The organism is Chamaesiphon sp. OTE_20_metabat_361 (assembly GCF_031364565.1).
On sequence record NZ_JANLWO010000879.1, the window covers coordinates 1 to 2,055 of the forward strand.

At 50.9% G+C, this 2,055-nt stretch carries 1 protein-coding gene and 1 pseudogene; one reads left to right on the forward strand and one right to left on the reverse strand.

What is annotated here, in order from left to right:
* The first annotated feature begins 16 nt into the window (after positions 1–16).
* A complete protein-coding gene (crtD, locus tag RMO35_RS24690) occupies positions 17–1,555 on the forward strand; it encodes a C-3',4' desaturase CrtD (RefSeq protein ID WP_309745333.1) in 1,539 nt (512 codons plus the stop codon).
* Positions 1,556–1,748: 193 nt separating this feature from the next.
* Here crtD and RMO35_RS24695 read toward each other — a convergent pair.
* Positions 1,749–2,055: pseudogene (locus RMO35_RS24695) on the reverse strand (insulinase family protein); the annotation flags it as partial.

A 2,055-nucleotide genomic window follows, 5' to 3' on the forward strand; every position in this document is an offset into this window, starting at 1 on the left:
TTTCCCGATCGCGTCCATGTCAAATTCATTTCCGAAAGTTGTAGTTATTGGTGCTGGCATCGGCGGCTTGACAGCGGGTGCATTATTGGCAAAACGTGGCTATGAAGTAACCATCTTCGATCGGGCGATCGTGCCTGGTGGTTGTGCCTCTACATTCAAGCGCCAAGGCTTTACTTTTGACGTCGGGGCGACTCAAGTTGCAGGCTTAGAACCGGGCGGCATCCATCACCGCATTTTCAGCGAATTAGAAATCGACTTACCGCCAGCGACACCTTGCGATCCGGCTTGTGCGGTATTTTTACCGGGGGAAACCACGCCGATTAGTGTCTGGCGGGATCCCGAACGGTGGCAAGCCGAACGCCAGCAGCAGTTTCCAGGGAGTGAGCCATTTTGGCAATTTTTACAGCAATTATTTAAGGCGAGCTGGGAGTTTCAAAGTCGCGACCCGATTTTACCCCCGCGCAATCTGTGGGATGTGTCGCAGTTAGTCGGCGCACTCCGGCTCGGGACGCTGATTACCGTACCCTTTACCCTGTCTACAGTTGGGGATGCACTCAACTGGTTTGGACTAGGTGGCGATAAACGGTTGCGGACGTTTCTGGATTTGCAACTCAAGCTTTATTCCCAAGTTACCGCTGCTGAGACGGCATTATTATATGCAGCAACGGCGCTAGGCGTGTCACAGACCCCCCAAGGACTGTATCACCTTCAGGGGAGTATGCAGGTGCTGAGCGATCGGTTGGTGGCGTCGCTAGAGCGGGATGGTGGCAAATTATTGATGCGGCATACGGTGGAATCGATCGAGTGTGACGAGGATGGCATCACAGGTGTCACGATCCGCAACCAAAAAACGGACGAAACTTGGACTGAATCTGCGGCTGAAGTGGTGGCAAATGTCACGGCACAGGATTTAGTCAGATTGCTCGGCGATGCGGCTCCTAAGTCCCATCCGATTCCCTTGCTATCGCTCGACGGCTATCGATCGCGTGTCAAAACTTTACCCCAAGCTTCGGGGGCATTTGTGGTGTATTTAGGCGTAAAAACTGCGGCAATTCCCGCCGGATGTCCGCCCCATTTACAATTTCTCTACGATTACGACGGCATCATCGGCGAAAATAATTCGTTATTTGTCTCTGTCAGCCATCCCGGCGACGGACGTGCGCCTGACGGGAAGGCGACGATTATTGCCTCATCATTTGTCGATCCGCATAAATGGTACGCCGAGGGCGTGGATTATGAACAGATGAAAGCTGAATACACGGCTACGGCGATCTCCAAATTGGGTGAATACTTCGATCTCGCACCCGAAAATATTATCGTCACCGAAGCAGGTACGCCGCGCACCTTCGAGCATTATACCGGACGCGATCGCGGCATCGTCGGCGGCATCGGGCAACGAGTATCGACATTCGGGCCATTTGGCTTCGCGACGCGGATTCCCGTCGAGGGATTGTGGATGGTGGGTGACTCTACTCATCCCGGCGAAGGTACGGCAGGAGTTAGTTATTCGGCATTAACTGTCGTGCGCCAGATCGAGCAGCAGGTAAGGGGTTAATTGAGAATTGAGAATTGAGAATTGAGAATTGAGAATTGTAGCCTTGTAGGGTGGGCACTGCCCACCATCAGGGTTTCAGATAATTCTAATGGTTGAAATAATTGTACCGATATACTTAATAATTATTAATTTGGTTTTGAAGATGAGGATTTAAGCCCCACCCTAAAAAACAAATTCTCAATTCTCAATTAATTTAAACGATCGATAACTTGTCATTGACGATCGCGATCGTGCCGTGTTCTTCGGGACTGACGATCGAAATATAGGGTTGGCTGAGATATTTGTCGGCGGCGGTGAGTAATTCCTGTGACGTGAGTCGATCGATTGCCTGGTGGAATTCTACGTCAAAATTAGTACTTAAACCCAACAGCTCGTACCAGCCATAGGTTTGGGCTAACTGTCCGTTCGTTTGTTTGCCCAGTGCATATTGCCCGAGTAGTTTATCCTTAGTCGTCTGGAGTTCGCTTGCCGAGAGCGGTTCCATGCACAAGCGATCGACT